This window comes from Mogibacterium diversum (assembly GCF_002998925.1).
GTDB classification, from domain to species: domain Bacteria; phylum Bacillota; class Clostridia; order Peptostreptococcales; family Anaerovoracaceae; genus Mogibacterium; species Mogibacterium diversum.
On the sequence record NZ_CP027228.1, the window covers coordinates 1319808 to 1328773 of the forward strand.

10 protein-coding genes are annotated in these 8966 nt (G+C 39.6%); 6 read left to right on the plus strand and 4 right to left on the minus strand.

Annotated elements, in window-relative coordinates; translation table 11 throughout:
- Nucleotides 1-25: 25 nt before the first annotated feature.
- The 3 genes from C5Q96_RS06245 to C5Q96_RS06255 all read right to left on the minus strand — a co-directional run bounded on the left by C5Q96_RS06245 (nt 26) and on the right by C5Q96_RS06255 (nt 4375).
- Nucleotides 26-3151, minus strand: a complete 3126-nt coding sequence (locus tag C5Q96_RS06245; protein WP_106057525.1) for a VaFE repeat-containing surface-anchored protein — start codon at nt 3149-3151, stop codon at nt 26-28.
- A gap of 21 nt (nt 3152-3172) precedes the next feature.
- A complete protein-coding gene (locus C5Q96_RS06250) occupies nt 3173-3439 on the minus strand; it encodes a YdbC family protein (protein ID WP_106057526.1) in 267 nt (88 codons plus the stop codon).
- 414 nt (nt 3440-3853) lie between these two features.
- Nucleotides 3854-4375 (minus strand): gamma carbonic anhydrase family protein, encoded by a 522-nt coding sequence (locus C5Q96_RS06255; RefSeq protein ID WP_106057527.1) that lies wholly within the window; start codon nt 4373-4375, stop codon nt 3854-3856.
- A gap of 219 nt (nt 4376-4594) precedes the next feature.
- On the opposite strand from C5Q96_RS06255, the gene C5Q96_RS06260 reads away from it, so the two are divergent.
- The 3 genes from C5Q96_RS06260 to C5Q96_RS08870 are packed head-to-tail and all read left to right on the plus strand — an operon-like array spanning nt 4595 to nt 5934.
- Nucleotides 4595-5113 carry a YfbM family protein gene (locus tag C5Q96_RS06260; protein WP_106057528.1) on the plus strand — a complete coding sequence of 173 codons (519 nt, stop codon included), beginning with the start codon at nt 4595-4597 and terminating at the stop codon, nt 5111-5113.
- Between the two features lie 9 nt (nt 5114-5122).
- Entirely contained in the window at nt 5123-5752 is a 630-nt protein-coding gene (locus tag C5Q96_RS06265; protein ID WP_106057529.1) for a hypothetical protein, read from the plus strand.
- 11 nt (nt 5753-5763) lie between these two features.
- On the plus strand, nt 5764-5934 hold the full coding sequence (locus C5Q96_RS08870; RefSeq protein ID WP_334293715.1) for an SMI1/KNR4 family protein: 171 nt from the start codon (nt 5764-5766) through the stop codon (nt 5932-5934).
- Nucleotides 5935-5969: 35 nt separating this feature from the next.
- On the opposite strand, the gene C5Q96_RS06270 is transcribed toward C5Q96_RS08870, so the two are convergent.
- The gene (locus C5Q96_RS06270; protein ID WP_245905553.1) at nt 5970-6494 is read right to left on the minus strand and encodes an SMI1/KNR4 family protein; all 525 of its coding nucleotides are present in this window, start codon (nt 6492-6494) and stop codon (nt 5970-5972) included.
- A 96-nt stretch (nt 6495-6590) separates the two neighbouring features.
- On the opposite strand from C5Q96_RS06270, the gene C5Q96_RS06275 reads away from it, so the two are divergent.
- From C5Q96_RS06275 to C5Q96_RS06290, 3 genes are all read left to right on the plus strand, one after another.
- Nucleotides 6591-6905, plus strand: coding sequence for a hypothetical protein (locus C5Q96_RS06275; RefSeq protein ID WP_106057530.1), 315 nt, complete (start codon nt 6591-6593; stop codon nt 6903-6905).
- Between the two features lie 38 nt (nt 6906-6943).
- Nucleotides 6944-7456: an imm68 putative immunity domain-containing protein gene (locus tag C5Q96_RS06280; RefSeq protein ID WP_106057531.1), complete on the plus strand. Its 513-nt coding sequence runs from the start codon at nt 6944-6946 to the stop codon at nt 7454-7456.
- A 773-nt stretch (nt 7457-8229) separates the two neighbouring features.
- Nucleotides 8230-8898 (plus strand): DUF4097 family beta strand repeat-containing protein, encoded by a 669-nt coding sequence (locus C5Q96_RS06290; protein ID WP_106057532.1) that lies wholly within the window; start codon nt 8230-8232, stop codon nt 8896-8898.
- Nucleotides 8899-8966: the final 68 nt, after the last annotated feature.

The following is an 8966-nucleotide window of genomic DNA, read 5'->3' on the forward strand; positions in this document are numbered from 1 at the left end:
GTTAACCGTCCTTTACAATGATGGGTTAAAGTCTAACACACCTCTTTATAACGGTCAACGAGGCTAAGGCGATGAATGACAATAGAAATAGTCCAAGATACATATATAGCAGTGAACCATCTCCAGTTCTTGGAATTGTCGGCTGTGCAACTCTGATCGTTTGATCTCGGTTATTTATATCTTCATGTGTTGCAACGAGCTTCCCTTTATCGTCATACACCTTTTCGTATGCTACGAGCTCCTTGCCAGCAATCTTGGACGTATTAAGTTTAAATGATACTGATGCTGTGCCATTTCCTTCACTTGTAAAAGTGGTACTTCCTGTCACAACTTTTCCGTCTTCTTCGTAAGGCTTGCCAGTCTTCTTATCCATTAGGATACCTCTTACAGTGTAGCTACGTCCCGAAATCAGATTCTCGTACCTCACTGCGTCAACAAGCGATACATTCTTTGCCTTTGAAATTATCTTCGCTCCTCCCTTACCAGTCATCTTGGTTCCAATAGCTGGGTAGTAGATGGACTGAGCAGAATCATTGATATCAGCATGAACTGCGACAGGAACGTTTCTATAAGTTAATGTTTCAAATACTACGGTCACCTTATCCTGGCGGAGAGTCGAGTCATATCTGAATTCGAGCTCTATTTCTCCGTCTCCGTTCTCCGCTGTAAATTCTTTTTCTGCAGTAATCTCTTTGTCATCCTTATCAAGGATAGGTTTATTCTTATCCTTGTCCATTAGGACTCCTGTTACCTTATATTTTTTACCGATGATAAGGTTCTTGTACTTAACCTTGTCGATGATTTTTTCTTCCTTGCTAGGGGCACCTGTATTTGTGCCAGACTCAACTGAATGTGCCTTCGTTTTAATCTCCGGATGACGAAGAGTCTGGTTGTCATCGTTTATATCGCGGTGATTTGCAATCTCTTTGCCTTTATACTTTAATGTCTCAAAGACAACAGTGTCCTTTCCAGCTAGCTTAGTAGTATCAAAGGTGAACTCGAGCCCTACCTCTCCGCTTGCAATGCTGTCAGAAATCGTCGAATTCTGCGCGGTAACCGTGAACTCCTTCTGAGAAGTAATCCTGCTGCCATTCTCCTCAAGTGGCTTTCCTGTACTCTTATCCATCAGCACCCCTTCGAGAGTATATGTTTCACCTTCATACAAGTTAGAGAAGCTCACAACGTCCTTAACCTTAGTCTTCGGACCATACATTGCAAGTGAATCCTCTGTCGCAATGTCCATAGCCTTAGTTCCGATTTTAGGGATAGCAGGGTTGTTGACATGCGAAGATGGCTCTCCTGAGTTGAAATATACAGCCGCACCAGCTCCATCACCATCGATTTTCTTGGTATATAAAGTTTTATCTAGAAGATATCCCGCCGGCGCCTTAGTCTCGCGAATAGTCACTGTTCCGCGAGGCAGTACAGCATCGCCCTGCTCTGTAACAAAGAGAGGATCGCTGCCCTTTGCGAGGTTCTTATCTCTGAGCTCTGCAGTGTATTTACCAGAAGCATCCTTAGTCGTTCTTAGTTTCCATGTGCGAACAACCTTTGCGTTTTCAACAGGTCCAATAGTATCATAATACTTAACTTCAAATTCAGCACCAGTCATGTCGCTAGGATTCATGTAACTATCACCACTAGCTTTTTTCTCGAGAAAAATCTTAACGGGCGCAAACACAGGTGAATCATATGACTGCACTGTGCTCGTAGTTTCAGCCTTGCTCTCCACCTTATAAACAGTCTTGTCTAGCTCATAGCCTACTGGGGCTGTCGTCTCCTTTACAGTGTATTTACCAGGCTTCACTTCCAAAGTTCCTGTTCTACCCTTCTCGTCTGTCGTCAGTTTTCCGACTGCCGTTCCTCCTTCATCATAAACCGTATACACTGCACCAGCTAGAGAATATGTGCCTTTGCACTCTCCAGCAATCTTGATATTGTTGCCGATGGATTTAACAACTTCGATCTTTCCATATGGTTTAAGCCCCCATGCTAGCATCATCTGTGAACCATTAGTTGGATAAGCGAGATATGACTTGAAGTTTTCAGGAATTTCGCCCTTGTAGGCCTTCACATCCTGCATCATGCGATTGATTAGAGGTCTTGAGTTAACTCTTTCATATGCAGGTCTCCCATTAACTCTTCTAGCCGCACATACTAATGCAAAGTAATACTCTTTCTCATCATAGTTGTTCTTCTGCCACTTATCTGTACTGGCAAGGTACGCGAATTTTGTAAACAGAGAATCAGATGCCTGCTTTGTAAGTGTAACGACCTGCCCTGCTTCTGCAGTTCTAAAGTTCTTACCATCTGCACATGCCGCATCATGGATAAGCCCATCGATATTCACCTTGAATATACTCGCATGATTGCGATTGTTATCCTTGTACTGCTTATGCCATGTTACGGTTCCTCTCGTTAGTCCAGCCTCTGGACTTGCTGCCACAGACCTAAATGAGGAGGCACCTCTAGGAGCTGTTGCCCCTACGCTCATGGTCATCCTTCTGCTGACATTATCATATGATGCAGACTCTGGTATTCGCTCTAAAGTATTAGTATTATGAACATTTCCTCTTCTGCCTGCTTCGTTATCAAACTCGCCTTCCATTACGATGTTCGACTCGGCACTACGCGCATTACCATCTGACTCGCTATTAGATGAATCTGCTCCGCTTACAACTTCGTTGCTATTCACCGCTTTGATGGTGAAATTCGCATGACCACCTGTCAGCTTAATGATGAATTTCCCCTCGCTACTTTTATTTATAAAGTGAGTAGCCGAGTCTCCTTTCATATCCACATCACCGTACACGCTCGCATTCTTTCCACCATCGAGAGCTATAATTTCAAGAATTACACCTCTATCCAGCTTGTAATTAATCTGGTACTCATCTCCCGTCCTTGCACTCCGGGCAAAAGTCTCTCCATTTGATAGATTGGTAGTATCTGAAGTCCCAGACTTCAAAGCTGAAAGCTTCGCCCCACTTCCAGTTACTTTGAACTGAAGCCTCGCAGCCGTATCAGGCGGAATGATATTTACACTGCCATCAGGAGCTTTACCTGAACTTAGCGCAAAAACCTGCGATGTTCCAAGAAGCATCACTATACACAGCATCGAGACGATGCAATTATAAATACGTTTAATATTCATTGCTCACCTCAACATCCAGCTCTAATTGCCTTCATCTTCTGAAGCTGGCATATCCTCGAACCTATCAGCAAGAAGCCTCGAGAGTTCCCTAGCTTCATCCTCATGCAAAGTAATCCCTCTGCTCATATGCTCGTGATCAGAGTCCCAGTCACGAATATCGAACTTCGGTGTTCTGTCATTCCACTGAATAAGGTTAAGCTCCTTGCTCCAATTGTTCTTATAGGTAGCCAGTACCCCGATGTGATCCAAAATCTTGTAGGTTACACTTCTTTCATTGTTAGTTGCCATTCTAAAACTCCTTCCATTTATACACGGTGCTATCGCACCTCACTTTCATGTAAATTATATGGTTCCTGTGGAGCTGACAACAATGCAAGAAGTGCACTATAAATAGTGAGATTATCCCTTTTATGAGAGTTTTTATAATACGATTTAAAGCGACCTAGAAATATTAGTTTTAATGCGGATTTTATGATGTGAATTAAAATTTAGAAGCAAAAAATTAAAAGGACCTCTGCACGGTAGAGGTCCTAAGCGCCCTTTGGCGGTTTTATATTTAACACACTTATTGTGTCTAAATACTAGCATAAGTGTGTCACATAAAGTTCGTTGATGTAATGAAATGCACATTTTATGTTCCGAATGACACAAAAATGTGTTTTTCATGTCATCGGGACTCGATTTTGATTCTTCATAGGCTATCTAATCACGAATGCTTTTCATCTCTTTACGAGCTGTCTCCACATACGAAGCTGCTTCACCAGCGATTCCTTCCCTTTCCTCGGTAGTAAGTTCCCTAATCACTTTGGCCGGACGACCCATTATGAGAACGCCATCGGGAAATTCTTTGCCCTGAGTGACGAGAGAACCCGCTCCGACGATGCATTCACACCCGATTTTTGCATCATCCATTATTATCGAACCCATACCTATAAGCGTCGAATCGCCTATCGTACAGCCGTGAATAATCGACATATGACCTATTGTCACATCAGCTCCTATGTATGTCCCGCCATTTGTCGCGATATGAATTACAGAGCCATCCTGGATATTAGTTCTGTCACCGATAACAATATCTTTGCCACTAGAGCGCAGCACAGAATTGTACCAGATATTCACATCCTTACCAATTTTAATATTCTCAGGCCCGCTAAGCTGCACACCATCAGCGATGAATACGCTATCATCGTATAATCCTAGCTTTTTTAACTCTCTATTATTCATATTATGTGATACCTTTCTATTTTCTTTAGCCTCTAGCCGCAGACTGTTTTCCTTATAAATTATTTCAATACTAAATATACACCTCTTTGCAATATTCTACAAAATTTGTATTCCAAACTCACCTCACTGAGTGTACAATTTAGTTAAATAATTAATGTATTGTAAAGCTCGTAGGTGGAGCTATAAACCAGTTATTTGCTTTTTACGGAGGATAAACCAATGGGATTGATTGCTAACTACCAATATATTGATGACGCAAACCTCGACGTACTTCTGCGCCTCGCGAATCTCGATGATGAAGAAGAAGTTTTTGAAACTATTGAAGATTTAAACGAAGAAGCTGAAATTTTCCTTGATACTGATAAAATGTGGGATGTGATGCACTTCGTTCTAACAGGAGTGAGCACCGATGAGAGGTCTAGTGATAACCCCCTCAGCGTGGCAGTTATCGGCGTGGACTTATTTGAAGATTTAAGCCAATTCGTCGCATGTGTAAAAAATGACCGTGTCCCTGAAATCATTTCGGCGCTAGAGGATTTCGATTATGAAAAGGCTCTTGAAGATTTCAATATGGAAGATTGTGCAAATGCTGGCCTGTATCCAAACATATGGGATAAAGATGATGAGGACTTGGTCGATGAGCTAATAGAGGAAATCTCGGATTACATCGAAGGTCTTAGAGACTTCTATAAGAAGGTTCTCGAAGCCGGAGGACATGCACTTATTACGATTTATTAAGGTAGACATATGACGATTAATTTAGCGGATGCGATTTTAAAAACAGCAGGCTTAAATGAAGCCCTGATGCGAGAATGCGATATATTCTTCTGCGATAAGCCTCGAGATACTGAGTATTCGGGGCACGGCGAATTATATTCGTCTTCGTTTGAGACATTTGCAGTTGACGGAAGCGGCGGCGAATATGTAAAGCTTGAAGACGGCAGCATCGGATATATTAGCAGCGAGGGGAGCGTCGGAAGAGTTGCTGAAAGCATGGAGGATTTACTTAAGTTTCTAATTCATGCGGGATGCATTTCGGATTTTAGCTGTAAATACATCTACAAAAGCGATGAGCTGTTATCCGCATTTTGCAGCGGTTACATCGAGAAATCACGTAAGTCATATAATGAGAAAGGCGCTGATTTCGACGAGATTAGAGGCGAGATTGCGAAGAAGTTATCGCTCGAGTATAATCCTGGTAAGCTCCCCGAGTACGCGAAGAGATTTTACGAAGCTGCCAGCAGAGAGCCACTATTCACCTGCAAGTTCGGAGATGGTGACGAAGAGTTTGCATGCGACGGGATTATTTCGGATATTCTCGGACTATGGGTAAACGAGCTAGTGGGTATGACTAGAGACGAGATTCTAAATTATTAGCAAGTGAAATTATTAGGAGGCTATATAAAGAGACTGGATATAAGCTTCCTGAGTCATATATCGAACTTATTAAACACCAGAATGGAGGTATTCCTGTAAATAATGTTGTAACAACAGACAATGTTTGCATTAACTTAGGCGAGTGTGTGAAACTTTTTCGAGCGGGGGGGGGTGCGGAATAGAATCACCTATTCTGCAACAGCCCCTTTATAAAGACTTATAAATTTTGATAATAAATTTCTTCCGAAGGAGTAAGCCCCAATATAAATTCCTCAAAGCTGTTTGCGAGTACAATTATCTCATGGTCGTCTTCTGCTGAGCAGAGCGATACTTTTGGTTCTCCATTCTTGCCGCAACCTCTATAGTCCAGATATATCATTTCGTGACCACCTGATATTGTGTCAGCTATAATAATACCAACATTCCTAGGATATTCCCATTCTTCGTACCAAAACTCATTGCCATAGGTTCCAAATAGGGAATCCTTTTTATCTTCTGATATGCTGAAGATTTCATCTACATCAACACGATAACGATTTCTGTCATCAAACCAAACAGTATTTAGTGGTTTGCCACCGTTTCGTGTTTTCATTAGCACTATATACGATTCAGGAAACTTGTATCCGAGTTTTTGTTCTGCATATTGCACCATTTCATCTGTAAGATTTTCACCTGTGCAAACCTCACTTATATAATCGCTTTCTTTCCAAAAATTATTAAAGTCAATAGTATCAAACACCATTAATCCCTCCCTTACGCCTATAGTTTATCATACATTTTTGTATGGTATATTATATAATAATATTATAAAACTCAAAGAAGTATGATTTGGAGAGAAATGGATAACAAAGATTTAATTTATTTTAAAAATAGAATTGATTCGATAGACTGGGATACTGATTTTGAAAAGGCGGACAAGGAAAACTATGAGATTTTAGATAGGCTTTGTAAATGTATAGAGAATGAGTTTATGAAAAATCAAAAATCAAAGATATTACCCGAAGCATTGTTACTTCTTGCAGAGAATGTAGGTTGTGCAGAGGATTTTGAGCGATATGAAGAAAATTTTGTAAACCGACTCGAGGAAGAAGGCTTGCTGACAAAAGAACTATCAGAGCTATTTCGCCAAAACACAAACAGAAGACAAGGATAGGACATTTCAAAAGTTGAATTATTTACGGAGGATAAGGAATGTATATTGAAAAATACTGGGATGAATATATTGGTGGTTCTGATGACAGTCTAAATCTGGTTGCGTTTTTAGAAGATCAGAAGAAAGAAGAAATCTCTCTTAGCGAAATATTTGACAAGATAGGTTTAAATAAGCTGAACTGGAATTTTCGACAGACCGTAGAATATCTTGGCTTTACTCACTCTAATGGTGTGGAAATAGATTTTTACTTCGCCATAGATGTGATAACAGATCTTGCTGCAATCTTGCTTGAGTGTAAGGTGAACAAAGTCGTAAATCTTCATGAACTTGACGAGTACGATTCGCCATCGCGCAATATCCGCATCATTGTTACACCGGAAGAATATAATGCTTTGGACAAGGTGCTATCAGATTTTGTCCAAAATCCATTAGAATATGACCTAAGTGATATGATGGGTGAAGATGAAATCAAGGATATGGCAGTAGAGGTGAATGCTCTGAGAAAAGAACTGTACGAGCTATCCAAAGCAACCGAAGCTACCATTATATAGAGTGATAAAGAATGGCATTTTGCATATGAAGAAATCGATAAGGGAGCTGCTAAGGGACAACTTAATATGGATATGTTTTTTTAGGGATTGCATTATTATTCGTGGGACAGTTTATTTCAAGCCTCATAGATCCATTTCCCTTACCGAATTATTTTAACAATAATTTTAAAATATTGATGTTAGGTTTTTTGATTGGCTTTGTATTAAACGGATTTTGTGCATTAGTTGCAATTTTACACGGTGATATTAAGCTTACTTTTTACAAGTTTGAAATATTGAACCTAAAACATTCTATTTGGGCTACCAAATAGTGGAACAGTAGCTAAATATTCCGTTTTTATGATGGATATAAATTTCGCGACAAGCAGTTTTGTCTTTGATAAAAACTTTGGCTTGGAAGGGGCAGCACTCTCAATAACACTAATGTTTATAGGGTGTATGATAATGTATATTTATTGCAAGAAAAACAATAAGTTTGTCTTTAGAATGAGCAATTACAGTGACGGAAAAATATTTGAACATGCAAGTTTTGGAGAAGCATTTTTGACGGACAGAGCTCTATATTTTTTCGACTTCATATGACTTTGATTGTATTTTTGAAGTGGGAATGACGGCATCTGAATTTACGGATACCGGTGAGTTTGCAAAATATGATGCCCAGGCAGGAGGATGGGAAGAGATAGACTAATGTAGTTAGGGAATTAAAACCTAAAATCAGGCAAAAGATTAATTTAATAAAAAGCATAAAATAATCTTTACGGAGGATACCTACAATGAAAAATAAAGTAATTATACCAGTGATTTCAATAATAATAATTGTACTCGTACTTTTAGGAATGGCTTTTCTATTGATACATAAATCTATCGCATCAAAGCAGGAGTTCGTCTCATCACCTGATACCATAGAAGTGTACATAAATGAGGGAAATCGGGATGTAATAGTTGAGCCATCAAGTGATGACAAAGTTCATATAACATACTACGGGAACGGAAAGAGTGATGCACCTAGGGATGAATTAGGTCAAGTAGTTTATAAAAGCAAACACGAAAGCTCAATCTTTGGCTTTCTCTTTAACACCTCATCAAAGAAGATTGTCGTAAAGGTTCCCAAAAACATATTAGTACTTAATGTTTTAAACGATAATGGCGATAGCACCATCAAATCAATAAACAATGAAGATTTAGCGATAACAGTGCATAGCGAAAATGGTGATGTGTCTATTGAAGACGTCAAAGTCTATTTAGCTGAAACATATCTAAATAATGGAGATTTTTCAATTAAGGCGGATTTACGCAGTCTAATAGCTGAATCAAAAAACGGAGACATACATGCTAAGCTAAAAGGGGAAGAGTCGGATTATTCTAGGGAGTTTAAGGAAGATAAAAAGTACTACAACGTAAGGTCTGAAAATGGAGATGCAAAAGTCGATTTCTACAAATAGATAAAATAGGAGATATACTATGACAATCAAGGAGTTTGCTCTAGAAAAAACGTTTTAGATAGCACCGT

Bases quoted from the DNA above. Each gene is read 5' to 3' on its own strand.
- C5Q96_RS06245 (WP_106057525.1), bottom strand. From the start codon at position 3,151: ATGAATATTAAACGTATTTATAATTGCATCGTCTCGATGCTGTGTATA.
- C5Q96_RS06250 (WP_106057526.1), bottom strand. From the start codon at position 3,439: ATGGCAACTAACAATGAAAGAAGTGTAACCTACAAGATTTTGGATCAC.
- C5Q96_RS06255 (WP_106057527.1), bottom strand. From the start codon at position 4,375: ATGAATAATAGAGAGTTAAAAAAGCTAGGATTATACGATGATAGCGTA.
- C5Q96_RS06260 (WP_106057528.1), top strand. From the start codon at position 4,595: ATGGGATTGATTGCTAACTACCAATATATTGATGACGCAAACCTCGAC.
- C5Q96_RS06265 (WP_106057529.1), top strand. From the start codon at position 5,123: ATGACGATTAATTTAGCGGATGCGATTTTAAAAACAGCAGGCTTAAAT.
- C5Q96_RS06270 (WP_245905553.1), bottom strand. From the start codon at position 6,494: ATGGTGTTTGATACTATTGACTTTAATAATTTTTGGAAAGAAAGCGAT.
- C5Q96_RS06275 (WP_106057530.1), top strand. From the start codon at position 6,591: ATGGATAACAAAGATTTAATTTATTTTAAAAATAGAATTGATTCGATA.
- C5Q96_RS06280 (WP_106057531.1), top strand. From the start codon at position 6,944: ATGTATATTGAAAAATACTGGGATGAATATATTGGTGGTTCTGATGAC.
- C5Q96_RS06290 (WP_106057532.1), top strand. From the start codon at position 8,230: ATGAAAAATAAAGTAATTATACCAGTGATTTCAATAATAATAATTGTA.